Source organism: Pseudomonas sp. SIMBA_068 (assembly GCF_046534705.1).
In the GTDB taxonomy this organism is placed as follows: Bacteria; Pseudomonadota; Gammaproteobacteria; order Pseudomonadales; family Pseudomonadaceae; genus Aquipseudomonas; species Aquipseudomonas putida.
In genome coordinates, this window is record NZ_JAWRYI010000001.1 from 1,176,239 (window position 1) to 1,199,199 (window position 22,961).

The window sequence follows — 22,961 nt, forward strand, 5'->3', positions numbered from 1 at the left end:
CGCTCCGGTCAAGGCAACACGGAAGCCGGGTAGACCGCGTCGGCCACCTGCAACTTGTGTGGAATCAGGCCCAGGCCCTGGAAGGTGTCAGCCAGTTTTTGTTGTTCGGCGACGATCTGCGGGGTGATGGCCACGGCGTTGTAGTTACGGCGCTCGCTGGCCACCTCAAGCACGTTGGCGTTGATGCCCAGCTGCGGGGCGAGCAGTGCGGCGACCTCTGCAGGCTTGGCGTTGGCCCACTGGCTGACTTTGCCCAGTTCGGTAAAGAAGGTTTTCAACAGCGCACGGTGCTGGTCGGCATAGCTGGCGGTGGACAGGTAGAAGGTGCGGTTGTTGGACAGGCCGCTGCCGTCACGCAGGTTTTTCAGGCCTGGCTGGCTTTCTGCCGCAGCGAGGAACGGGTCCCACAGGGTCACGGCCTGCACGCTACCCGACTGCAAGGCGGCCACGGCATCGGCGGCATTGTTCACGTAGGCGGGGGTGATGTCCTGGTAACTCAGGCCGGCCTGTTCTAGCGCGACGGCCAGCAGGTACTGGGCATTCCAGCCGCGGCCGGTGGCTACGCGTTTGCCTTTCAGGTCCTGCACCCCGGCCACATGGTCCTGCTCGCGTACCACCAGGCCGATGCCGCGTGGATAAGGCTGCTCGGCGGCCAGGTACACCACCGGTTTGCCGGCCGCCTGGGCGAACACCGAAGGTGCGTCGGCGGCGTGGCCGAGGTCGATGGCGCCGGTGCTCAGGGCTTCGAGCAACTGCGGGCCGGCGGCAAATTCGTGCCAGCTGACCTTCACGCCTTGCGGGGCCAGGGCCTTTTCCAGCGCGCCGCTGCCTTTGAGGATGTTGATGCTGTTGAACTTCTGGTAACCGATGCGCAGGGTCTTGGCGTCGTTGGCCAATGCTTCGGACCAGGGCAGCAGGGCACTGGCGACACTGGCCAGCAGGCCGCCGATCAGCAGGCGACGAAGCGGGGAGAAGGTACGGATTGACATGGGTTTGCTCCTTGAAACCGGGTGGGAAGCGATGCGCCCAGACTAAGGAGGTGGCGTTTGGCTTTCAATTTTTATATTCCGTTTCGTTAGATTGTTTTGTTATTTTTATATCCTTTTGTTTTTTAACGCTTTGCCTTCTTCGACATTTTTTTCACATTCGCTTGCTAGCATCCCCGGCATTCCAAGGAGCCCTACATGCCGCAATTCCTGCGCAAGCGCAGCACCCGCATCGCCCTTACCGCCACTACCGGCGTGCTCACCGCCACCTTGGGTTTCTTTGCATGGCAGAGCTTCTACCCGGTCCAGGCCGCCTCCGGCTGGGATGTCGAGGTGCTGCATCGTGATGTGGCCAAGGCCGCATCGCTTTTGCCGCAAGCGGATGGCAGCCTGCTGGTCAGCCGCGAGCTGGATGATGGCCGCGGCAGCATCCTCAAGATCACCGCGACCGGCGACCGTGTCGTGGTGGTCGACAATCTTTCCAAGCCCGATGGCATGGTCGCGGCACAAGGCGGATGGGTGTTCAGCCAGGAAGGCGGTCAGGCGCCTGTGAGCCTGGCCCGCGATGGCCAGGTTACCCACCTGTTCGACGGTGAAAGCGTGCAGGGCCTGTGGAATGACGGCAACCACCTGTATGCCATCGAAGACCGCAAGGGCAATGGCCGCCTGATGCGTTATGACTGGGCCAGCGGCCAGCTTGATGTGCTGCGTTCCGGCCTGACCGAAACCGAAGGCCTCGCCCGCTGCAACGACGGCCGCTTGCTCTACACCGAAAAAGCCAATGGCAAGGTTCGCGCCCTGTCTGATGATGGCAAGGACCCGGTGGTGGTCGACGGGCTGCGCAACCCCACCTTCCTGTTCTGTGACCAGCGTGGCCTGTGGGTCAGCGAAGACAACACTCACCGCGCACGTTTGTTGCTGATCGGTGCCGACGGGGTCCAGCACACCATGCTGACCTTCCTCAAGGCGCCGCAGTCGATCGTGGCGGACGGCAAGGGCGGCTACCTGTTGGCCGAAGGCGGGCGTAACCGCGTGCTGCACCTGACGCCGCCACCAGCGCACGACACCGCCCAGCGTTAGCTGGGCAGGCGCCGCTTGCGCGCTGGCAGCAGGCCCAGCACCAGCATGCAGCCGAGCAGAATCACCAGGCCACCCGCCGCCTGTAACAGGCTGAGGGCTTCATTGAGAAACAAGGCGCCCACCAGTACCGCCACCAGCGTGACCACGAATTCCACGCTGATGGCACGGGTGGCGCCGATCCGTGCCACCAGGCCGAAGTACAACACGTAGGTGGTGGCGCTCATCACTGCGCCGCTGATCAGCAGGTAAAGCCAGTCGCCTGCTTGTGGCAAGCTGGGCACCGGTACCACCAGCAATAGCGGCAGGGTCAGCAGCCCGCCAGCCAGGAACGCGCCGCAGGTGACCGTCCACGGGTCCTGGCCGCGCAGATGCAGGCTGGCGTAGTTGCTGCCGTAGGCGGCACTGATGGCGCCAAGCAGCGAGGCGATGCAGCCGTGGATGAAGTCGTCATCGACCGCGCGGGCCGGAAAACCGACCAACATGGCGATGCCGGCAATGCCCAGCAGCAGCCCGGCCAGGCCTTGCGGGGTTATTTTCTCCAGCCCCCAGACCCGCCCGATCAGCATCGAGAACAGCGGAATGGTGGCGACAAAAATCGCCGCCATCGCCGTACCGATGCGTGGGGTGGCGTACGACATGCCGATCAGTTGCCCGGCCACCGTGGTCGCGCCTACCACCAGCAAGGGCAACAGCAGCGGGCGCAGGCGCAGTGGGCGGCCCAGCAGGGCTGCGAGGGCCGCCAGGGTGCCGCTGGCAATCAGTGCCCGCAGGCTGACCGCGCCCACCCAGCCAAAGGCATGCACCACTTTGAGCAACACCAGGAACGAAAAGCCCCAGGCGATGGCCAGGAACATATAGGCGGCGAGGTCGCGCGGTTGCATGAGGCAGGATCCATCCAGGGCAGGGGCAGGCAGGCTAGCGGGTTGCACGGCGCGATATCAAGGCCGGCCACCCGCAATGCATTATGGCTACCCGACCAACAGCGTGCTTCCCTGCATGGCTGCGCTCGCGGATAATCCCCCGTATTCCAATAAATCGCCTGTGAGTGGGTATGAGTGATTCCGTAGTGAGCCTTGGCCAGCCTGAAACTGAAGGGGGGCGCAAAACGCGCAAGAACAACCCCGAGAAAACACGCGAGGACATCCTCCAGGCAGCCATCAACGAGTTCGTCCAGCAAGGGCTGGCCGGCGCGCGCGTCGACGCCATCGCCGAGCGCACCGCTACCTCCAAACGCATGATCTACTACTACTTCGGCAGCAAGGAGCAGCTGTACTGCGAATGCCTGGTGAAGTTGTACGGCGATATCCGCAAAACCGAGCAAAGCCTGGACCTGGAGTCGTTACCGGCTGAGCAGGCGATCCGCCGGCTGGTCGAGTTCACCTTCGATCACCATGACCGCAACGTCGATTTCGTGCGGATCATCTGCACCGAAAACATCCATTATGGCGAGTACGTCAAGCAGTCGCCGGCGATTCGCGAAATGAGCAGCCTGGTGCTCGAAGCCCTGGGCAACACCCTGCGCCGTGGCGTGCAGGAAGGCGTGTTTCGCGCCGGCATCGAGGTGATCGACCTGCACATGCTGATGAGCTCGTTCTGCTTCTACCGGGTGTCGAACCGCCACACCTTTGGCGAGATCTTCCAGATCGACCTGTCTGATGACCAGGTCAAACTGCGCCACAAAGCCATGATCAGTGACGCCGTCTTGCGCTATATCTGCGCCTGAACGCCGCTTACTCGCCCAGCCGTTGCTCGCGTGACGGCGGGTAGCCGAAGTACGCCGCATAGCACTTGCTGAAGTGCGACACAGAAACAAACCCGCAGGCCACTGCCACTTCCATCACTGACAAGTCCGAATACTGCAGCAGCCGGCGGCTTTTGGTGATGCGCAGCTCCATGTAGTAGCGCCGTGGCGAGGTGCCCAGCTGAGCCTGGAACAGGCGGTCGATCTGCCGGCGCGAGCGCCCGCTGTAGGCGGCCAGCTGGTCGAGGCTGAGGGTTTCCTCCAGGTTGTTCTCCATCAGCTCGACGATGGTGCGCAGGTGCAGGCTCATGGACTTCTTCGCCCCTGGGCCAACCTGGCGGTAGCGGGCGCCGGAGAACGACAGGATTTCCTCCACGCCTTCGGCCAGCCCGTCGCCATACAGCCGGCGTACCAGGCCCAGCATCAGCTCCATGGCACCATTGGGGCTGGCGGCGCTGAGGCGGTCGCGGTCGAGGGTGAAGCTGGCAGGGGTGATGCGGGTTTGCGGGCTGCGCTCGGACAGGCTGGCGCGCTGCTCGGGGTGGATACTGCAGCCATAGTCGTCCAGCACCCCGGCGCGGCCAAGGAACCAGGCACCGTTCCACAGGCCGCCCAGGGCCATGCCGTGGGCGGCGCAGTCGTCCAGCAGGCGGTCGAGTTCAGGGTACTTCAGCGGGGTGCGCAAGCCGCCGCAGATCACCAGCAGGTCCAGATCTTTCAGCGCCCCGGCGGACAGCTCGGTGGCCACCAGTTCCAAACCCAGGTCGCTGGTCACCCGGTCGCCATCCATCGACAGCGGGGTGAACTGGAAACTGTCGGCGCGCAGCAGGTTGGCCGTGACCAGCACGTCCATGGCCACGGTGAAGCTGGCCATCGAGAAATGTTCGAGCAGGACGAAATCAACCCGATAGGGGGCCTGGGCATTGGCGCTGGTGGATTTCAGCCGCAGCATGTTGCTGGTGCTGGTCTTCTTGCTGAACTGACGTGGCGTGGGCACTCTGGACTCCGCTTCCTGGCTGGCTCGCAGAGTGTGGCGGGTGGCCGGAGGAAAGACAATGTTCCGGGTGGGTGTGTCGTATTTCAGGTCGTGTTCAGGCAACCTGTCTGGCTTGGCCTATTGCCGCCATGTTGCCCCCTGTCACTGAGGACGCCCTTGATGAAGTACGCCATTGCCCTGTTGTTCAGCCTGCTGCCGCTGCTGGCCAATGCCCTGGAACCGGGCGAGAAGCTGGCCCCGTGGACGCTGCTCGACCAGCACGACCAGGCCTACAGCCTCGATACCCGCACGCACATCCTGCTGGTAGCCCGCGACATGGACGGTGCCAAGCTGGTCAAAGCGGCGCTGGGCGAGCAGCCCCGGGGCTACCTGGAAGCGCGTGATGCGGTGTTCGTTCCCGACATCCAGCGCATGCCGGCACTGATCAGCAAGCTATTCGCCATTCCGGCCATGCGCGATTACAACTACCGGGTGCTGCTCGACCGGGAAGGGCGCGTGGCCAGCCGTTATTCCGGGCAGGATGGCCAGGTGCAGTGGTTGCAACTGCGGGAGGGTGTACTGGTGAGCCAGCATTCTTTTGCCGATGCCGCGGCGTTGAAGGCGGCGCTGGAGAACGCGCCGCAGCATTGAGGGCGGTCGCGCTCCTACAACGGTTCGCAATGCCATACTGGTAGCCAAATCAATCTGAACCCTCAACGCTGTCGGTAACCCAATGCATTACATGCCAAACGGGAGAGCGCTCATGGAAATAGGAACGATCTGGATCATCATCGCAGCCTTGGTCATCCTGCTGGAAATCTGGGCCATCTGGCACATCATCGGCAGTGACCGGCGCGCCGAGCGCAAGATGCTGTGGATTGTGTTTGTCGTCTACGCACCATTCCCGGGGCTGTTGTTCTGGGCCTGGCGCGGGCCGCGGGCGGTGAAGGGCAGGGCGGTCCTGCAGGAGAAATGAGGGCTTCCGGCATCTGGCGTGGGGGCGCCTGATGCCGTCTATGTTCACTTGGGCAGGATCTGGAAGCGAATGGCTGGGCCCAGCCCATCAACCATCATGCAGCCGTAGAATTTCACGGTCGACAATACCCGCAGCTGTTTGAGCGCTTCGTGGATGTAATCGTGCAGCAGTTTTTCAGCTTCGCGCTTGCGGTCTGCGAGGGTGGTGCTTTTAAGCGTGATCATGCCGAGCAGGGTGGTTTCGATCTGCTCGACGGTGTCCAGGCCGAGCTTCTCGCGCAGGTGCAGGCGTGCCTGCGCGGCATCGGCTTCATCGTGGGCAGGGTTGTGCGGCTTGATGGTATAGGCCAGCTGAAAATCATAATTGCTCATGCGCTTTTCCTTGTGACGTACAGGCCTCCATGCCGGGTCTTGCAATCTACTGCCTGACGGCCGCGGCGCAAACATACGCGTGGTTCAAGCATGGCAATGGATTGTGCGAAATGTCCTACCCCGCGCTTGACCTCGAGTTAACTTAAGGTCCGATACTGCGCCACTCTTCCAACCGAGTGAGGGCTTGTCGTGACCCAATCAACCGCATTTCAGTTGAGCAACCCTGAAGGCCTGTACGATCCCAGTGGCAATGCCTATTCCCATGTCGCCGAAGTGCGCGCTGACAGCCGCTTGCTGTTCATCGCCGGCCAGGGCGGGGAAGACAGCAACGGCCAGTTGCCCCCGCTGTTCGCCGAACAGGCCCGCCAGGCGCTGGCCAACCTTGAACTGGCCCTGGCGTCCAAAGGCGCCAGCCTGGCCCAGGTGTTCAAGCTGACACTGCTGATTGTCGAGCACTCCGAAACGCGCCTGCGCCAATGGGTGGCTGAGGCCGACAGGGCCTGGGGCCCGCACATGAAACCGGCCTGCACGCTGATCCCGGTACCCCGGCTGGCGCTGGATGGCATGCTGGTGGAAATCGAAGCGGTGGCAGCGCTTTAGCGCTGAGTGATGCGGCGGTGGCCCCTTGGAAACACTTTGTTGTATATCGGTACACGCATGGCCGCTATAACAACAATATTCCCTCAGAGGTGACCACACCATGAGCACCGGCACCACCACACTGACCGACCGCAAGGCCAAGGCCTGGTTCTGGCCGGCGCTCTTCAGCCTCATGGCCTTCGCCGCCAACTCGGTGTTCTGCCGGCTGGCGCTGAAGGACGGGGCCATCGACCCGGCTTTGTTTACCGTGGTGCGCCTGGCCAGTGGGGCGTTGTTTCTGCTGCTGTTGATCCGCCTGCGTAAACCTGCGCTTGGCATTGGCGGCAGTTGGCGCGGTGGCTTGGCCCTGTTCCTCTACGCATTCCTTTTTTCTGCGGCATACCAGCAGCTGGGTGCAGGTGCGGGGGCATTGCTGCTGTTCGGCGCAGTGCAGATCACCATGTTCGGCTTTGCCTGGTACAAAGGTGAGCGCATCACCGCCCGCATGCTGCTGGGCATGTTGATTGCTTTTGCCGGCCTGTTGGTGCTGTTGTTGCCCGGTGCAGCGGCGCCACCCTTGGCCAGTGCCTTGCTGATGGCCCTGTCTGGTATGGCCTGGGGCGTGTACACGTTGCTGGGCAGGGGCTCGCCCAGGCCGCTGGCCGATACCGCAGGCAATTTTGCCCGCAGCCTGCCTTGCCTGGCCCTGCTGCTACCGGTGCTGTTGCTGGGCACCGGCCCGCACCTCACGCTGCTGGGTTTGTTGTATGCCTTGGGCTCCGGCGTACTGGCCTCAGGTGCGGGCTACGCCGTGTGGTACGGCGTGGTCAGGCAGGTGAGTGCGCAGCAAGCAGCGACCATGCAGCTTAGTGTGCCTGTGATTGCCGCACTGGGCGGTGTTGTCCTGATTGGCGAACCGCTGTCGTTGCGCTTGCTGATCGCGTGTGTGGTGGTGCTGGGCGGTATAGCCCTGGCGCTGGCACCACGGCGTTAGAAGAAACTGCGCTGCGCCTTGAGCGTGACCACACTGTCGCAATAGGTGTTGATGCCCGAATAGGCATCGCAACCGCCGCCACTGAGATTGGAGTTGCTGTAGATCAGGTTAAGGTCGATGCCCAGCCAGGGCCGCGACAGTTCCAGCGACCAGTCGGAAAAGGCATTTACCTGGCTGCCGTCGCCAATGGTGAACGGCGTGCCCAGGCGATGATGGGCCAGCTTGACGGTGAGGTCGACATCGAACAGGGGCAGTTCGCCGAAGTCGGCGAACAGGGTGCCGGTGCGGTTATCCGGGTTGTCGCGCAGCGCGCCACCGAAGCGATTGCCCAACAGCGAGATGCCACCGTACAGGGCATAGCTGTCGGGGCCTGCAATAGTCGGCTGGCTGTAATGGATCAACCCCACTTCATAGCCCAGGCTGTTGTCGAATTGGTGCTTGTAGCCCAGGTAGCTGTCCAGGCGCAGGGTCGAGTTGGGGGTGACGCCCATGCTCGGGGCGTACTGGCCCAGGTACCACCCACTGGGGTGGCTGAAGTCGAGACCACCGTGGAATGCGCCGACGGCACTGGGTGAGATAAGGCCTTGGGCCATGCTGCGCGAGGGTGTGGTGCCGAGTGTGAAGTCGAAGTCGCCCAGTTCGCGTTTTATCTGCTGGGCCATCAACACTGGGCTGAACAGCAGTGCAGCACTCAGCAACAGAAAGGGCCTGGTCATGGTCTCCGTCCTGGAAGGCTTGCGGTTGAGCGGTAGAGGATACCTGCGCAGGTGGAAGGAGGGAACCTTTGCCTGGCCCGCTCAGCCTTTGGTCGAAGGGTCTGCGTCGGCGGCTTCGGTCACCACGGGCAGGTTGCCGGCACGTTGTATCACCCGGCGTTGCTGCTCGTAGTCGTCCAGCGACAGGCCGCGGCGCTGCAACGCTTCCAGTTGCAGTTGGCGGGTTTCTTCAGCGCTGTAGGTGCGCAGTTCAGGGTGATTGGCACAGCCAGCCAGTACGGCAATGCTGGTAGCGGCCAGGGCAGTGAGGAAAAGGCGGGCCTTGGTGTTCATCGAGCAGCTCCGGAATGCAGGGGATTCGCCAGGTTCGAATCGATGGAGCTAGCTTATTTAGCGGGGGCGATCAGTAGAAATTGCCTTGTTCGATAGTCACTATTGACGCAAGCATCAGTGCTAAAAGTTTGCACGCTCGCCGCTGGTCAAAAGCACCGCCATTGCTACCCTTAACCCACGCGATCTGACCTGTTGGGGATAAGCGATGCGCATGCCATTGTTTGCTTTGCTGTCGGCGCTGATGTGCCTGAACGCCGCGCCCGGCCCTGCGCTGGCGCAAGACGTACCAGCCCCCGACCCAGCTCCGCAAACCGGCACGGTCGCGGCCAAGACCCCGGTGTTCACTCAAGAGCAGCTGGACCAGATGCTGGCGCCGGTTGCGTTGTACCCCGATCCGCTGCTGGCGCAGGTATTGATGGCCGCCACTTACCCGGGGCAGGTGAGCGAAGCTGTGACCTGGTCCAAGGCCAACCCCAAGGCGTCGGGCGATGACGCCGTCAAACAGGTCGCGAAGCAGCCGTGGGACCCGAGCGTACAAGCGCTGGTCGCCTTCCCGCAGCTGCTGGCGACTTTGGGCCAGGACCCGGCGTGGGTGCAGCGCCTGGGTGATGCGTTCCTGGCGCAGCCCGACGATGTCATGGGCGCGGTACAGCGCTTGCGTCACCAGGCACAGGCGGCCGGCAACCTGCAAAGCAACCAGTACCAGAACGTGACGGTGCAGGCTGCCCCGGCAACACAGGCTTCCAGCAGCGCCCCATCCACCATCATCATTCAGCCTGCCGAGCCGCAAGTGGTGTACGTGCCCAGTTACAACCCCACCACCACCTATGGTACCTGGGCCTACCCGGCCTCGCCGCCCGTGTACTACCCGCCGCCGCCGATGTATTACGCCGGTTCCGCGCTGGTGGCCGGCCTGGCCTTCGGTACCGGCGTGGCGGTCGTCGCCTCGTTGTGGGGCGACTGCGACTGGGGCAACAATGACATCGACATAGACGTCAACCGTTACAACAACATCAACGCCAACAACCGCATCACCAACAACCAGAACAAATGGCAGCACAATGCCGCCAACCGCGAAGGGGTGCCTTACCGCGATGCGCGCAGCCGCCAGCAGTATGGCCGCCAACTGGACGGCGCCACCCAGCGCACCGCCTTCCGTGGCGACGACGCCCAGCGGGCGCAGGCCCGGGACAAGGCCCGGGCCTCGATGGACCGCGCCGGCATGGAACGGCCGGCCGCCGACAACCGCCAGGCACGCCAGCAAATGCGCGAGGCGCAGGCCGGCAATTCGATCGGCAACCGCATGCAACCCCGTGGCGACAATGCCAGAGCAACTGACCGTCGCCAGGAACCACGCAATGCCCAAGGCCGGCAGGTGGCACAGAACCGGCCGGCCAACAGCGCCGGCCGGGCGCGTAACAATGCCTTCGACGGTGTGGGTTCGCCGTCGCGCACCAGCCTGCAGGCCAACCGCGGTCGTACCAGCCAGTCGTTTGCCCAGCGGCCCAATGCATCACGCGCCGCCGGCCACCAGATCTCCCGGCCCAGTGCGCCAATGCGTCGCGGCGCAGGAGGCCGTCGATGAAACGTTCAGCCTTTGCAGCAGTGCTGCTTGCGGCAGGCTTGGCATGGGCTTGCGTGTCGGCTGCCCAGGAAGCCTTCCCGACACCGGAGCAGGCCGTGGAGTCCTTCGTCGCGGCCCTGGGCGTGCAGAAGGCTGATGAAGCCCGCCTGGCCCAGTTGCTGGGTGATGACTGGCGCACCTACATTCCGCGTGGCGGTGTGCAACGCAGCGACGTGGACACGTTTCTGCAGCAGTATCACGCGCAGCACAGTATCGACAGGGCAGGCGAGGGCAAGGCCATCCTGGCGGTGGGCAACGCTCACTGGACCTTGCCCATACCCTTGACCAAAAGCAGCCAGGGCTGGCGCTTCGACCTCAAGGCCGGCAGCGCCGAAATCCGCGCCCGGCGCATCGGCCGCAACGAGCTCGGCGTTCTGCAGTCGCTGCTGGCCTATCACGATGCGCAAATGGACTACGCCACCCAGGACCACAACGGCAACGGTGCCCTGGAGTACGCGCAGAAAATCTTCAGTGAGCCTGGCAAGCATGACGGCTTGTACTGGGACGACGATGGCGACGGCCAAGTCAGCCCGCTGGGGCCGCTGTTCGGCCAGGATGTGGTTGGCGATGACTGGTATGGCTACCACTTCCGCATCCTTGACGGACAAGGCCCATCCGCCCCCGGTGGCGCCTACAGCTACCTGATCGGCAACCAGATGAGCCGTGGCTTCGCCATGGTCGCCTGGCCGGCCAGGTACGACGACACCGGGGTGATGAGCTTTATGATCAGCCATGACGGCCAGGTGTTCGAAAAAGACCTCGGGCCGCACGGCGACAGGCTGGCCAAGGAGATGAAGCGCTTCGACCCGGATGACAGCTGGAAGGTGGTGGATGTGGCAGCGGGGGATTGAGCCCGCAAATCACTGCAATCGCGCAGCCCTGACTTCTCGCGCCGTGCACCCGTAGTGCTGGCGAAACGCCCGGGTGAATTGCGCCTGGTCGGTAAAACCCCAACGGAATGCCAACTCGCCGATGGCCAGGTGGCAATGCGGGTCGCGCAGTTGGCGGTGCACGGCTTCCAGCCGCTGTTGGCGCACCCACTCGCCAAGGGTGTAGGGTGTGATCGCGAACAGCTTGTGCAGGTAGCGCAGCGACAGCCCGCAGACGCTGGCGATGGTTTGTGGCGACAGTTCGGGGTCGCCCAGATGTTGCTGCACATACTGCTCGACCCGTGTCAGGTGCAGGGTGCTGAGGTTATTGCCTTCACTGCCCAGTACTCGCTCATCCTGCTGCAGGGCCAGCAGCAGCGTGGCCGAAGCCTGTTCCAGCAGTAAATGCCGGGCAGCGGCCGGGCTGGCGTCGAAATGGCGGGCACACAGGTCCAGTTGCTCTACAAAGATGCGCCCCAGGCCCTGGCTGGCATCGAAGCAATGCCGGGTATAGCGCTTGTGCCCGAGCAGGTTGGCCTTGAGTGCCCGCTCGGGCAGCTTGAGCACCCACAGGTCGTTCTGCGTGCCGTAATGGAAGCGGTAAGGCGCATCGCCGCGCTCGACGATGAACCCGCCCGGGCTGCAACTGAGCGGGTGGCCTTCCTGTTCGAAGTGCACTTCGCTGCTGCGCGGCACGGTCACCAGGTAGAACGCCTCATGGTCCTGGCCAACGTGCGCCTTGCTGCGCGAGTAGCCCAGCGGGCTGGAGCGCAGGCGGGAAAGGCTGAGTGGCGTGCTGGGCGTGCTCCAGCGCTGCAGGTGGCCATCGAATGGCTGCTCGCTGGCAAACTCCAGGCTCAACGGGAAATAGGTTTCACTGATGGCTTCGGCCCAGCGCGCCTGGCGTTCCGGCTGTGCCCAGCCGTGGGTCGAGATTTCTGTGGGCATGGTGGGTCCTTTTTCAAAGAGGGCAGCATTGAAAAAAGGAACTGCAGGCAAGCTACTCAAGCAGCTCTTGTTATTGTGCAAACCGCCCGGCAGCGCAAGGCTGCCGGGCGGCTTCAGGCCCATGATCGGCGCACGCCGACCGTTTGATCAAGCCCCGCGTGTCACCCGGTAGGTGGCCGAAGGCTCCAGGCGCGCCTGCCAGCCGGGGGGCAGGACGATGTTGGTGGTGTCTTCCTCGATGACGCAGGGGCCATGCACGGTCTGCCCCGGCAGCAGGCGGTTGCCGTTGAACACCGGCGTGGGCTGCCATTCGCCCTCGGCACTGAACAGCATCGGGCGGACACCTTCCGGGGCAGGCGCGGGTGGTTGGGCCGGTCCCTGCAGCTCGGGCTGTGGCGGACGCGGCAGGTGACCAATTACCGAACACTCCAGGTTCACCAGCTCCACCGGGCTGTCGGGCTCGCTGTACGAGTACAGGGTCTGGTGGCGGCTGTGGAAGCGGCTGATCAGTGCGGCCAGGCCCGCTTCATCCAGTGCATGCTGCTGCAGCTCCACGCTGCACTCATGGATCTGCCCCAGATAGCGCATTTCCAGGGTGTAGTGGCAGCTGCTGGCCTGGTCGCCAAAACCGTCTTCACGCAAGTTTGCCAGGCCTTGTTGACGCAGCTCGGCAAGGGCCTGGTTGAGCTGCGCCAGGTTCACGTGCCCGGCGTCCAGCCGCATCGACAGGCTGGTGAGCTGGTCGTAGCGCACGTCGGACAGGATCTGGCCGAACGCGCACAGGCCTGAGGCCACCTTGGGGATCAACACGGTCTGCATGCCGATTTCTTCGGCCAGGCGCACCACGTGCATGCCCGCTGCGCCACCAGCGCCGATCAGGGCGAAGTCGCGCGGGTCGTGGCCGCGTTCGATGGACACGCGGCGAATGCCGTTGACCATGTTCAGGTTGACCAGGGTGGTGATGCCGAATGCTGCGCGTTCCACGCTGATACCTAACGGTTCGGCGATCTTGCTGCGGATAGCGTCCAGTGCGGCCTGGCGGTTCAGGCGGATGCTGCCGCCCAGTAGTGCGCCGTCGGGCAGGTAGCCCAGCGCCAGGTTGGCGTCGGTTACCGTGGGTTCGCTACCCCCTTTGCCATAGCACACCGGCCCAGGCATGGCACCAGCGCTGCGCAGGCCGACCTGGAGCATGCCGAGCTCGTCCAGGTGGGCAATGGAGCCGCCGCCGGCGCCCAGGGTCTCCACCTGGATCATCGGCACGCCGATGCGCTGGCGCAGGAAGTCGACGTCCTTGCTGAAGTTGGTACGGCCGGCGTTGGTCAGGGTGATGTCGAACGAGGTGCCGCCCATGTCCACGGTGATGACGTTATCGATACCGAACGGCCTCGCCACCGCCAGGCCCGCCTGTGGCGCCGAGGCGGGGCCGGAGTTGATTGCATTGACGGCGCGCTCGCGCATCAGGTGCCCGGGCGCCAGGCCACCGTTGGACTGGAAATATCGCACTGGCTGCTGCGCGCCAAGCTCCTGGAACAGGCTGTCGATGCGCGCCACATAGCGCGCCATCACGGGGCTGAGGTAAGCGTTGACCACGGTGGTGGAGGTGCGGGTGTACTCGCGAATCTGTGGGAACACCTCGCAGCCGGTGCAGACGAACACCCCGGGCAGGGCGGCCCGTACCAGCTCGGCGGCCCGCTGCTCGTGGCTGGGGTTGCGCACCGACCACAGGAAGGAAATGGCCACGGCCTGCACGCCTTCGGCACGGAAGTAGTCGATGGCGTCATGAATGGCGCGCTCGTCCAGCGGGCTGTGCTCACGTCCATCTCCGAGGATGCGGCCACCTACCGGGCGGCGCAGATGGCGTGGGGCAAGCATGTGTGCCGGCGGATAATGAGCGTCGTAGCGGTGGCCTTCCTCCTTGTGACCCAGGCGGATTTCCAGGCTGTCCTCGTGCCCGTCGGTGCACAGCAGGCCCACCTTGACCCCGGTGCGCTCGATCAGCGCGTTGAGGGCCACCGTGGTGCCGTTGATGCACAGGTCGCAGTTGGCGATCAGCTCGGCCGGGCTGCGCCCGGTGGCGTCGGCGATCTGCGCCAGGCCGGCGCGAATGGCCAAGGTGCCATCCTGCGGCGTGGACGGGGCCTTGAACAGCTGCACGCCGCCGTCGCGGTCGGCCAGGATGAAATCGGTGAAGGTGCCGCCGGCATCGATGCCCAGGCGATATTGATTACGCATGATGGTTCTCCGGGCAGCGCGGGGCGCGGGCAAGGCGGGTTGCGGTTTCGTCGAGGCGGCCATCGTCATCGAGGACCACGCCGTACTCCAGGGCTGCCCCTTGTGGCGAGACCAGGCCGTTGCGCACATCCTCCAGTACGGCGGTGACCGGGCGGCGCAGCGGGTCGCCGTAGCCACCGCCCCCCGGGTTGATGTTGATGATGCGTTCACCGGGTTGCAGGGTGAGCATCGGGTTTTGCGTGTAGTGGTCTTCGCTACCGTCGACGTGGCGGTGGATCAGCCGGCCCAGCTTGGGTTCGAGCAGGGCATTGCGTGCCCCGGCGGCACCGGCGGTGGGCAGCTGGCGGCCCTCGCCGAAGCCGACCACAGTCATGGCGTGGTCAAGCGGTTCGATCTCCAGGCGGGTGCCCGAACCACCGCGCAATTCACCGGCGCCACCACTGTCGGCCATCAGGCTGTAACGGTGGATCAGCACCGGATAGGCGTGTTCGAGCAGTTCGATGTCGCCGCTCATCAGCGCCCCGAAGCAGCACAGCGGGCCGCAGGCGTGCCAGCCATCCATCACCTGGTTGGCACCGGCACCGGAAATGATCGAGGCCAGCACCATCGTCACGTACTCGCTGTTGCCGTTGCGCGGGTCGTGGCCGGCGATGTTGATGCCGCTGGTGTGCCCCCAGGAGGCCGTTACCCGCTGTGGTGAGGCTTGCTCCAGCGCGGTGCGCACGGCATCGGCCAGTGTTTCCATCGGCGTGGTGGTGCAGTTGACATGGGGCGCCGGTTCTTCGGCGTTGCACAGGGTTCCCCTGGGCCCGACATCGACCGTGACGCAGCGGTACAGGCCTTCGTTGTAGGGCGGTGCCACCTGGGCGAACATCATCAGCCCCAGGTATACGCCCGATACCGAGTTGCCCTCGTAGGAGTTGATGAAGTACGGCACTTGCGGCGGGCTGTCGATACGCACGTGGGCCTGGTCACCACGTATCTGCACATGGGCGGTGATGGCCAGTTCGCCAAGGCCGTGGCCGGCATCTTCAAGAACGGCGGTGCCGCTGTAGTCACCGTCCGGCACATCGCGCAACAGCGTGCGCATGTGCCGGTCGGCCATGTTCTTCAGCTCGGCAATGCAGGCACGCACTTGGGCCACGCCGTACTTGTCCAGCAGCTCCAGCAAGTGCCGCTCGCCGACCTTGCAGGCGCCGTACTGGGCATTGAGGTCGCCTTCCTGATAGGGGCGGGCGCGCATGTTGGTGAGCATGAAGTTGATCACGTCTTCGCGGCGCTTGCCCTTTTCCCACAGCTTGACCGGTGGAATGCGCAGCCCTTCGGCGTAGATTTCCTTGGCGTCGGGGTTGTAGCCGGCGGGTACAGGGCCGCCGATGTCGGTCAGGTGGCCTTTGCACACGGTCCAGAACACCAGTTCCCCCTGGTAATACACCGGCTTGTACATGCAGCAGTCAAGAATATGGCTGCCCTTGTAGGCGGGGTCGTTGTGGTAGATCACGTCGCCTTCGGCGATGTCTTCGCCGAAGAACCCGGCCACGCATTTCATGGCCGGGATCAGCGAGCCCAGGTGGATGGGGATGTCCTGGCCTTGCAGGATCATCTCCGGCAGGTGGTCGAACAGCGAGTTGGAGTAATCGTGGGCCAGGTTGAACACACTGGAGCGCCCGGTCTTTTCCAGGGTCAGGGTCATTTCGCGCTGCGCTGTCTCCAGCGCACCCCGGACAACCGCAAGGGTGATCGGATCTACTGTCTGCATAGGTCACCAACGTTTGTTCTTGTGCTTTAGGTGCGTGCCGCGGCGGGGCGGCGCGTGGTAACAGGCTACGGGGCAGGGCGGGGGGAAGGCTTGTCGCTGGGTGTACTGGTTGTTGTGTTCTGGCGCACTACGGGGTCGCTCCCACAAGAGAACGCGCCCCCCTGCAGGAGCGGCCCTGTGCCGCGATGGACTACGCGGCAGCGCCAGATTCTGGCAGGTTAAGACCTACTGCCCCAGCATCTGCCGCACCAGCCATTGCCCCGCCGGCCCAAGCGCCCGCCGGCTTGACCACGCCACATCCATATCCACCCGGCGCGGGTAACCCGCTATCTGCAACTCCACTAGCTCGTTGCCAAACCGCGCCACCAGCGCCCTGGGCAGTTCGGCCCAGCCAAACCCGCGCACGGCAAATTCCAGCAGGGTGAGGTAATCCGGTGCCGACCAGGCCTGGCCGCGGCCGCGGTGCAGGCTGGGGGCATAGGTCTTGATGTACAGCTGCCGCGCGTTTTCAAGGTGTTGCGTTTGCACCGTTTTCAGGCCCGCCAACGGGTGCCCGCTGGCCACATACACACCGAACTCCGCCTGCTCGGGCAAGCGCGCCACGGCAACGTCGGCGGGGTAGCTAGGCTGAGTGGCCAAAATGCCGACGTGGGCCAGGCCCTGCTGGATCATATCGATCACATCAGCGTCTTCCGCCGGGCCGCAGCGCAATTCGGTGTGCGGGTACTGCTGGGCGAAGCGGGCCATCACGGCACCCTGGAAGGTGACGCTGTAGCTGTCCGACATCACCACCGAGACCAGCGCCTCGACGTTTTGCGCCAGCCTGACCGCCAGGGCATCGAGCTGGGCGCTGGCGTCCAGGATCGCTTCGACATGGCTTAGCACCTGTCGGCCCGCTTCGTTCAGCGTGGGGTGGCGGCCACCGCGATCAAACAGCGGGCAGCCGATATCGGCTTCGAAATTGGCGATGGCGATGCTGATCGTGGACTGGCTTTTGCGCAATTTGCGTGCCGCCGCAGAAAACGAACCCAGCGATGCGGCTTCGACAAAGGCGACCAGAGCTTCGGGTGAGTAGCGCATGGTATTGATAAAACCGATGGTAGCTATGTCGCGAGTATCAGTTCTATCAAAGAAAATAGGAAGCACGACTCACGCAATGGATGGAATTTGCAATGAAAACGGTCTCTTTCACCGAACGCCTGGTACACGCCGTAGGCTATGAAGTATTCGCGGTGCTGCTGTGCGCACCGCTGTTGTCCGGGGTGATGGGCAAATCGCTGGCGACGGCGGGGGCATTGGCAATAACCCTATCGGTGATCGCCATGTTGTGGAACATGGTCTACAACGCGCTGGTCGATCGCTGGGTGCAGACTGAACGCATCCACTGGAAGGCCGGTGCGCGCTTTGTGCACGGTCTGGGCTTCGAGGCCGGGCTGGTGGTGTGGTGCCTGCCGGTGGCGGCGTGGATGCTGGATATTTCGCTGCTGCAGGCGTTCATGGTGGAGCTGGGTTTCTTCGTGATCATCCTGCCCTACACCGTGCTATACAACTGGGCGTTCGACAAAGCCCGGCATCTGCTGATGCAGCGTCGCGTGGCATGAGTAGCCGGCCCCAATTGCGAATGCTCACGCGTTCCCTGTGGGAGCGGGCAAGCCCGCGAAGCAGGCGACACGGTGGATGGCACCTGCTGCGCCGGTGTCCGCGGGCACGCCCGCTCCCACAGGGTCATCAACTCTGTCAAAAAAACGGGGCATGCCATCGCTGGCATGCCCCCGTTTTCATACAGCTGATGCGCCTCAGGCGACCTTGACGATCCAGCCTGCCGGTGCTTCAACATCACCGCTCTGGATGCCGGTCAGCTCGTTGTAGAGCTTCTGGGTAACCGGGCCAACCTTTTCCAGGTCGTGGAACACGTGCAGCTTGCCGTTGTACTCGATACCGCCGATCGGGGTGATCACTGCAGCAGTACCGCAAGCGCCGGCTTCGATGAAGCGGTCCAGCTTGCTGATTTCGACATCGCCTTCGATCACGGTCAGGCCCAGGCGCGATTGCGCCAGTTCCATCAGCGACAGACGGGTGATGCCTGGCAGCACCGAGGCCGATTTCGGGGTAACGAACTCGTTTTTGGCGGTGATGCCGAAGAAGTTGGCCGAACCGACTTCCTCGATCTTGGTATGGGTCAGCGGATCGAGGTAGATGGCGTCGGCGAAGTTGGCCTTCTTGGCTTCAGCGCCTGGCTGCAGGCTGGCGGCGTAGTTGCCACCGACCTTGGCTGCGCCGGTGCCTTGTGGGGCGGCGCGGTCGAAGCTGGAGATCTGGAAGTTGTGCGGCTTCATGCCGCCCTTGAAGTACGAGCCAACCGGAATGGCGAAGACCGAGAAGATGAACTCAGGGGCGGTGCGCACGCCAATGTTGTCACCGGTGCCGATCACGAACGGGCGCAGGTACAGGGCGCCTTTGCCGTGCGGTGGCACGAACTTTTCGTTGGCCTTGACCACTTGCTTGCACGCTTCGATGAACACATCGGTCGGCACGTGCGGCATCAGCAGGCGGGCGCAGCTGCGCTGCATGCGGGCGGCGTTCTGGTCGGGGCGGAACAGGTTGATCGAGCCGTCCTTGCAACGGTAGGCCTTGAGGCCTTCGAAGCATTGCTGGCCGTAGTGCAGGGCCGTGGAGCCTTCACTGATGTGCAGCACGTTGTCGTCGGTCAGGGTGCCCTTGTCCCACTCGCCATTGCGCCATACGGACAGGTAGCGTTTGTCGGTTTTGATGTAGTCGAAACCCAGCTTGTCCCAGTTAATGCTTTCGTTGCTCATGACACCCTCATTGTCTTGCAAGTGCCCGATCGCTCGGGCTGCTGTTATATGCGCACCACGCCACCATAATACATCCGTCGCGGATCGGGAACGGCCAGTCACGAATTGATAGCCTGCGATGCATTATTCTCGGTCCGCGGTCGTTGTAGGAGCAGCCTTGTGCTGCGAAGAGGCCGGTCCATTGGATGCAATTGTGTCGCCAGTACCGGCCCTTTCGCAGCACAAGGCTGCTCCTACAAGTGCAGGTAGCCATGCAGGGCCAGGTTTTCCAGCAAAACCGCATCATGGGACCCCACTATCAGCGCCCCGCGAAACTGCCCGAGCATGCGCTCCAGGGCTGCCAGTGACGGCAGGTCAAGGTGGTTGCCGGGCTCATCCAGCAGCAACAGGTCGAGTGGCCGCTCGCGGTACAGCACGGCGGCCAGCGCTGCCTTCATCCGCTCGCCGCCGCTGAGCAGGCTGCTGGGCAGCTCGATACGGGCCGCATCCAGGCCCAGTTGTGCCAGGCGGCTGCGCAATTCGCCCTGGGCCAGCACCGGGTTGGCTTGGCGCAGGTGTTCAAGCACGCTGCTGTGGCCTGCCAGGGTGCTGCAGTGCTGGTCGAGCAGGGCTGTTTCGCCACTGCGGCGCAAAGTGTCGGGAGATGCCGGTAATTCCCCGTTCAGCAGCCTTAGTAGCGTGGACTTGCCACTGCCATTGGCGCCGACCAGACCCAGCCGCTGGCCCAGGCACAAGCGCAGGTCAAGCGGTTTTCGGGTGCCATGGGGCAAGCGAAGTGCCTGCAGGGCCAACACTTCGCGGCCTGCATGACGCTGGGGCGTGGGGGCATGCAAAGTAATTGCAGTGGCTTGCTCGACCTCACGGGCGGCGTCATGCACTTTGCCCAGCAGTGCCTGCCGGGCATCGCGATGATCACGCCGCTGCTTGCCGGCCGTGGCCTGGCTACGTTCCTGCTGGCGGTCGACCAGGATCTTGGCCTGGTTGGCATGCCTGGCTTGACGCCCGGCCCGGGCCTGATGGCGTTCCAGGTCTTCGCGCTGGCGCTGCAATTCACGGGCCTGGCGTTGTTGCTCCTGCTTCAGCCGGGCAAGTTGCTGCTGGGCTTGCGCCACCTGGCTGGCTTTTTGTGCTGCATAGAAGCTGTAGTTGCCGCCATAGGCCTGCAACCCCAGGCTGGACAGTTCGACAATGCGCGCCATGTGCGCCAGCAGGCTGCGGTCGTGACTGATTACCAGCAAACCTCGGTCCCAGCCCTCGATCATGCTCAGCAGCTGGGCACGGGCGTCGCTGTCCAGGTGGTTACTCGGTTCGTCGAGGATCAGGTAGTCGGCACCGCTGAGCCATGCGCCTGCCAGCGCCACGCGCATGGCCTGGCCGCCGCTCAGGCTGCGTGCGGGCTGGCGCCAGTCAAGGTGACCCAGGCCGTTGCGCTGCAGGTGCATCTGCAATTGCTCGCGGATATCCCAGCGCTCGCCAACGGTGTCGAAATCCTGGGGGTTGATGCTGCCTTGCTCGATGCGCTCGAGCGCCGCAACCACCGCCCCCACCTGCGCCAGCTCGGCAAGTGTGGCGCTGCGCTCGATTACCTGCTGGTTCAGCAGATGGACAGGCCCACGGCGCCTGCACAGGCCGCTGCTCGGTGCACGCTGGCCGGCAAGAACCTGCCCTAGCAGGCTCTTGCCCACGCCATTGCGCCCGACCAGGCCGGTACGCTGTTGGTCGAAGGTTTCGTTGAGGTCGGTAAACAGTAGCCGGCCATCAGGCAAGGCCAAGGAGACGCTGTCCAGCGTCAGGATCGACGTGTTCGTCATGCACAACTCCACAAATGCCGCGACATCTCCGGAGCAAACCGGAGGCTGAAGACTGGCCGTCGAATGGACGGCGGCATTAATGGCGCATTGGACGAATACCTCGTATTGGGGGAGTGCGTAGCCTAACGGCCCGTTGGGGGCGGGTAAAGTACCGCCCGCCGTGTGCGAGGGGTGGGATGTGGGGTTTAAGGTGTTCGTCGCAGCAGTTTCAGTGCCTGTGAGATCGAGCGCCGCGCGGGCGGCGCTCGATCTCACAGGCGCAGCCAGTCTTACGTCTTGCGCTTCACAGGTTGGCCTCGTCATCGATCTGCTGGCAGAAGCGCAGGCGGTTGCCGAACGGGTCGCACACCTGCATCTGCAGGCCCCAGTCCAGGCGCTCTGTTTCGGGCCGGGCGTAACCGTACTGTTTGCCTTGCAGTTCATGCTCCAGCGCCCGCAGGTCGTCGAGGCGGGCAAACACTGTAGAGCCGGGGCAGGCATCGCCATGGTGCTCGGTAAGGTGCAGGATCAGGCCATCGCGGTGAATCTGCATGTACAACGGCAGGTCCGGGCTGAAGCGGTGCTCCCAGTCCAGGCTGAAACCGAGGAAATCCATGTAGAACTCCCTGGCCTTGTCGACCGAGAAGATGCGCAGTACCGGGATGGCGGGGGCGAGGGGCATGGGGCGTCCTTGACAGTGGGCAAAGTCGCCACTGTACCGCAGTGCTGCCAAGAGTTGTCGGCAAGCCCCGCAGCAATGGTTGACCACCCGCCAGCCACTGCGTAGCCTTGCCACTTCGAGGTTCTTCGGCCAGGCCGAAGCTAAGACGGGAACGCGGTAAAAGCCGCGGCTGCCCCCGCAACTGTAAGCACCGACAACGGATCGACACAGCCACTGCGCCAACGCGCGGGAAGGCGTCATCCCGCCAGCCCGCGGTTCAACTGAACGGGGGGATGGAACGGTGCAAGCCAGGAGACCTGCCTCGCAACGTTTTCGACTTTCAACCGGGCGGGGTGATCCGGTGGCGAACAAGCCCGGCCGGCCTGGCCCGCGGCTGTCGTCCTGCATGCCCGCGCCACTCTGCCAAGGGCAATGCGACATGAAAACACTGGCCAAGCTCCCCGTTACCATCGTTACCGGCTTCCTCGGCTCGGGCAAGACCACCTTGCTGCGCCACATGCTCGACAACGCCCAGGGCCGCCGCATTGCGGTCATCGTCAACGAATTCGGCGAACTGGGCATCGACGGCGAAATCCTCAAGCAGTGCAGCATCGGTTGCACCGAAGAAGAAGCCAGCGGCCGCGTCTATGAACTGGCCAACGGCTGCCTGTGCTGCACCGTGCAGGAAGAGTTCTTCCCGGTCATGCGCGAGCTGGTGGCTCGCCGCGGCGACCTGGACCACATCCTGATCGAAACCAGCGGCCTGGCCCTGCCCAAGCCGCTGGTGCAAGCCTTCCAGTGGCCGGAAATCCGCAACGCCTGCACTGTCGACGCAGTCATCACCGTGGTCGACAGCCCGGCCGTGGCCGCCGGCACTTTCGCCGCCTACCCGGACCAGGTCGATGCCCAGCGCAAGCTCGACCCTAATTTGGACCACGAATCGCCACTGCATGAGCTGTTCGCCGATCAGCTGGCCAGCGCCGACCTGGTGGTACTGAACAAGGCCGACCTGATAGACGCCGAAGGCCTGGCCAAGGTCCGCGCCGAGGTGGCCGAAGAACTGCCGCCGGCGGTCAAGGTGGTCGAGGCCAGCAGCGGCAAGCTGCCACTGGAGGTGCTGCTGGGCGTGGGCGCCGAGTCCGAGGCACACATCGATGGCCGCCGCACCCACCACGATTCGCACCACGACGGCGATGATCATGACGACCATGATCACGACGCTTTCGATTCCATTTCCATCGACCTGCCAGAGGCTGACGAAAGCCTGCTGCTCGACGCCCTCACCCAGCTGGTGGTGGAGTTCGGCATCCTGCGCGCCAAAGGCTTCGCGGCCATCCCGGGCAAGCCGATGCGCCTGCTGGTACAAGGCGTGGGTACCCGTTTCGACAAGCACTTCGACCGCGCCTGGCGTGCCGACGAGCCGCGCATCACCCGCCTGGTGCTGATCGGCCAGGAACTGGACGCTGCCCAGCTGGAAGCGCGCCTGCGCCAGGCCTTGGGCGCCTGACCC

The 22,961-nt window shown here is 63.9% G+C and carries 23 protein-coding genes and 1 riboswitch; of the genes, 10 read left to right on the forward strand and 13 right to left on the reverse strand.

The window, feature by feature from the left end:
• Positions 1-8: 8 nt before the first annotated feature.
• Entirely contained in the window at positions 9-989 is a 981-nt protein-coding gene (locus tag SB756_RS05405) for an aliphatic sulfonate ABC transporter substrate-binding protein (protein WP_341798688.1), read from the reverse strand.
• 195 nt (positions 990-1,184) lie between these two features.
• On the opposite strand from SB756_RS05405, the gene SB756_RS05410 reads away from it, so the two are divergent.
• Positions 1,185-2,066 carry a hypothetical protein gene (locus SB756_RS05410; protein ID WP_341798689.1) on the forward strand — a complete coding sequence of 294 codons (882 nt, stop codon included), beginning with the start codon at positions 1,185-1,187 and terminating at the stop codon, positions 2,064-2,066.
• Here the strand turns inward: SB756_RS05410 and SB756_RS05415 are convergent.
• A complete protein-coding gene (locus SB756_RS05415) occupies positions 2,063-2,947 on the reverse strand; it encodes a DMT family transporter (protein ID WP_341798690.1) in 885 nt (294 codons plus the stop codon). The genes SB756_RS05410 and SB756_RS05415 overlap by 4 nt on opposite strands.
• A gap of 170 nt (positions 2,948-3,117) precedes the next feature.
• On the opposite strand from SB756_RS05415, the gene SB756_RS05420 reads away from it, so the two are divergent.
• Positions 3,118-3,789 (forward strand): TetR/AcrR family transcriptional regulator, encoded by a 672-nt coding sequence (locus SB756_RS05420; RefSeq protein ID WP_410910338.1) that lies wholly within the window; start codon positions 3,118-3,120, stop codon positions 3,787-3,789.
• Positions 3,790-3,796: 7 nt separating this feature from the next.
• Here the strand turns inward: SB756_RS05420 and SB756_RS05425 are convergent, their stop codons facing one another.
• Positions 3,797-4,804: a GlxA family transcriptional regulator gene (locus SB756_RS05425; RefSeq protein ID WP_341798691.1), complete on the reverse strand. Its 1,008-nt coding sequence runs from the start codon at positions 4,802-4,804 to the stop codon at positions 3,797-3,799.
• Positions 4,805-4,963: 159 nt separating this feature from the next.
• Here SB756_RS05425 and SB756_RS05430 point away from each other — a divergent pair, with 159 nt between their 5' ends.
• Together SB756_RS05430 and SB756_RS05435 are read left to right on the forward strand one after the other, a co-directional pair.
• Positions 4,964-5,434: an FAD/FMN-containing dehydrogenase gene (locus SB756_RS05430; protein WP_410910339.1), complete on the forward strand. Its 471-nt coding sequence runs from the start codon at positions 4,964-4,966 to the stop codon at positions 5,432-5,434.
• Positions 5,435-5,546: 112 nt separating this feature from the next.
• Positions 5,547-5,759 carry a PLDc N-terminal domain-containing protein gene (locus SB756_RS05435; protein WP_016499394.1) on the forward strand — a complete coding sequence of 71 codons (213 nt, stop codon included), beginning with the start codon at positions 5,547-5,549 and terminating at the stop codon, positions 5,757-5,759.
• Positions 5,760-5,803: 44 nt separating this feature from the next.
• On the opposite strand, the gene SB756_RS05440 is transcribed toward SB756_RS05435, so the two are convergent.
• A complete protein-coding gene (locus SB756_RS05440) occupies positions 5,804-6,130 on the reverse strand; it encodes a hypothetical protein (RefSeq protein WP_341798693.1) in 327 nt (108 codons plus the stop codon).
• A gap of 189 nt (positions 6,131-6,319) precedes the next feature.
• On the opposite strand from SB756_RS05440, the gene SB756_RS05445 reads away from it, so the two are divergent.
• Both SB756_RS05445 and SB756_RS05450 read left to right on the forward strand, forming a co-directional pair.
• Entirely contained in the window at positions 6,320-6,730 is a 411-nt protein-coding gene (locus SB756_RS05445; protein ID WP_341798694.1) for a RidA family protein, read from the forward strand.
• Positions 6,731-6,830: 100 nt separating this feature from the next.
• Positions 6,831-7,703, forward strand: a complete 873-nt coding sequence (locus SB756_RS05450; RefSeq protein WP_410910340.1) for a DMT family transporter — start codon at positions 6,831-6,833, stop codon at positions 7,701-7,703.
• Here SB756_RS05450 and SB756_RS05455 read toward each other — a convergent pair.
• A complete protein-coding gene (locus SB756_RS05455) occupies positions 7,700-8,419 on the reverse strand; it encodes a TorF family putative porin (RefSeq protein ID WP_341798696.1) in 720 nt (239 codons plus the stop codon). The genes SB756_RS05450 and SB756_RS05455 overlap by 4 nt on opposite strands.
• 81 nt (positions 8,420-8,500) lie before the next feature.
• A complete protein-coding gene (locus SB756_RS05460) occupies positions 8,501-8,752 on the reverse strand; it encodes a hypothetical protein (protein WP_410910341.1) in 252 nt (83 codons plus the stop codon).
• Between the two features lie 205 nt (positions 8,753-8,957).
• Here SB756_RS05460 and SB756_RS05465 point away from each other — a divergent pair, with 205 nt between their 5' ends.
• Both SB756_RS05465 and SB756_RS05470 read left to right on the forward strand, forming a co-directional pair.
• A complete protein-coding gene (locus SB756_RS05465) occupies positions 8,958-10,337 on the forward strand; it encodes a DUF3300 domain-containing protein (protein WP_410910342.1) in 1,380 nt (459 codons plus the stop codon).
• Entirely contained in the window at positions 10,334-11,227 is an 894-nt protein-coding gene (locus SB756_RS05470) for a DUF2950 domain-containing protein (protein WP_410910343.1), read from the forward strand. The genes SB756_RS05465 and SB756_RS05470 overlap by 4 nt, the downstream gene beginning before the upstream one ends.
• Positions 11,228-11,236: 9 nt before the next feature.
• Here the strand turns inward: SB756_RS05470 and SB756_RS05475 are convergent, their stop codons facing one another.
• The 4 genes from SB756_RS05475 to SB756_RS05490 all read right to left on the reverse strand — a co-directional run bounded on the left by SB756_RS05475 (position 11,237) and on the right by SB756_RS05490 (position 17,264).
• Positions 11,237-12,193: a helix-turn-helix domain-containing protein gene (locus SB756_RS05475; RefSeq protein WP_410910344.1), complete on the reverse strand. Its 957-nt coding sequence runs from the start codon at positions 12,191-12,193 to the stop codon at positions 11,237-11,239.
• 147 nt (positions 12,194-12,340) lie between these two features.
• Positions 12,341-14,425 (reverse strand): hydantoinase/oxoprolinase family protein, encoded by a 2,085-nt coding sequence (locus SB756_RS05480; protein WP_410910345.1) that lies wholly within the window; start codon positions 14,423-14,425, stop codon positions 12,341-12,343.
• On the reverse strand, positions 14,418-16,184 hold the full coding sequence (locus tag SB756_RS05485) for a hydantoinase B/oxoprolinase family protein (protein ID WP_410910346.1): 1,767 nt from the start codon (positions 16,182-16,184) through the stop codon (positions 14,418-14,420). Before SB756_RS05485 ends, SB756_RS05480 begins: the two co-directional genes overlap by 8 nt.
• A 225-nt stretch (positions 16,185-16,409) precedes the next feature.
• Positions 16,410-17,264 carry a LysR family transcriptional regulator gene (locus SB756_RS05490; RefSeq protein ID WP_341798703.1) on the reverse strand — a complete coding sequence of 285 codons (855 nt, stop codon included), beginning with the start codon at positions 17,262-17,264 and terminating at the stop codon, positions 16,410-16,412.
• Between the two features lie 92 nt (positions 17,265-17,356).
• Here SB756_RS05490 and SB756_RS05495 point away from each other — a divergent pair, with 92 nt between their 5' ends.
• A complete protein-coding gene (locus tag SB756_RS05495; protein WP_410910347.1) occupies positions 17,357-17,785 on the forward strand; it encodes a multidrug/biocide efflux PACE transporter in 429 nt (142 codons plus the stop codon).
• Between the two features lie 195 nt (positions 17,786-17,980).
• Here the strand turns inward: SB756_RS05495 and SB756_RS05500 are convergent, their stop codons facing one another.
• The 3 genes from SB756_RS05500 to SB756_RS05510 all read right to left on the reverse strand — a co-directional run bounded on the left by SB756_RS05500 (position 17,981) and on the right by SB756_RS05510 (position 21,472).
• Entirely contained in the window at positions 17,981-19,000 is a 1,020-nt protein-coding gene (locus tag SB756_RS05500) for a branched-chain amino acid aminotransferase (RefSeq protein ID WP_338744168.1), read from the reverse strand.
• 233 nt (positions 19,001-19,233) lie between these two features.
• On the reverse strand, positions 19,234-20,811 hold the full coding sequence (locus tag SB756_RS05505) for an ATP-binding cassette domain-containing protein (protein WP_410910348.1): 1,578 nt from the start codon (positions 20,809-20,811) through the stop codon (positions 19,234-19,236).
• A gap of 283 nt (positions 20,812-21,094) precedes the next feature.
• Positions 21,095-21,472 (reverse strand): glyoxalase superfamily protein, encoded by a 378-nt coding sequence (locus tag SB756_RS05510; RefSeq protein WP_341798708.1) that lies wholly within the window; start codon positions 21,470-21,472, stop codon positions 21,095-21,097.
• 101 nt (positions 21,473-21,573) lie between these two features.
• Positions 21,574-21,791: riboswitch (cobalamin riboswitch) on the forward strand.
• Between the two features lie 99 nt (positions 21,792-21,890).
• Here SB756_RS05510 and cobW point away from each other — a divergent pair.
• Positions 21,891-22,958 (forward strand): cobalamin biosynthesis protein CobW, encoded by a 1,068-nt coding sequence (gene cobW / locus SB756_RS05515; protein ID WP_016487376.1) that lies wholly within the window; start codon positions 21,891-21,893, stop codon positions 22,956-22,958.
• The last annotated feature ends 3 nt before the right edge of the window (positions 22,959-22,961 follow it).